This window comes from Vibrio sp. 10N.222.55.C6, assembly GCF_041473395.1.
Lineage (GTDB): Bacteria > Pseudomonadota > Gammaproteobacteria > Enterobacterales > Vibrionaceae > Vibrio > Vibrio crassostreae_C.
In genome coordinates this window covers 1-409 of record NZ_JBFRSD010000106.1, presented here as the reverse complement: position 1 = coordinate 409, position 409 = coordinate 1, and the positions used below count along the sequence as shown (strand labels likewise).

Sequence of the window (409 nt, the reverse complement as noted above, 5' to 3'; positions counted from 1 at the left end):
CTATATGAAAAATAACAATAAAAAATATTTTTCAATTTATTTTGTTTAGAACTCTATTTTTGCAGGTTAAGGTATATACACGTCACAAGGAAGTGCGAAAACATATATTAAACAATAGCTTAAATAGAGAGTTCAACAATGTATATTAAACAAGCACAATCACTCGACGACATGCTTCTTTCTGATTCTAATAAGAAACAGCTAAAGATTATCGCAAAAATGAAAGGCTTCTTTCTGATTCACAGTAAAAGCACAGGTTCAGGCAAATCGCTTGCAGCAAGAATAGTCGCTGATTCGATTTCTGATTCAGCGTTATTTATCGATGCTTCATGCGCAAAATCAGCTAAACAGATCGACAATTTAGATAGAAAGTTAGCTATGCACGATCTATCGAATTGCTCGCCAGTCG

At 33.7% G+C, this 409-nt stretch carries 1 protein-coding gene; it reads left to right on the top strand.

Annotated features, from left to right (window positions below; translation table 11 throughout):
• Positions 1-138: 138 nt before the first annotated feature.
• On the top strand, positions 139-409 hold a 271-nt coding region (locus AB4486_RS22760; RefSeq protein ID WP_372118752.1), incomplete at its 3' end, for a hypothetical protein.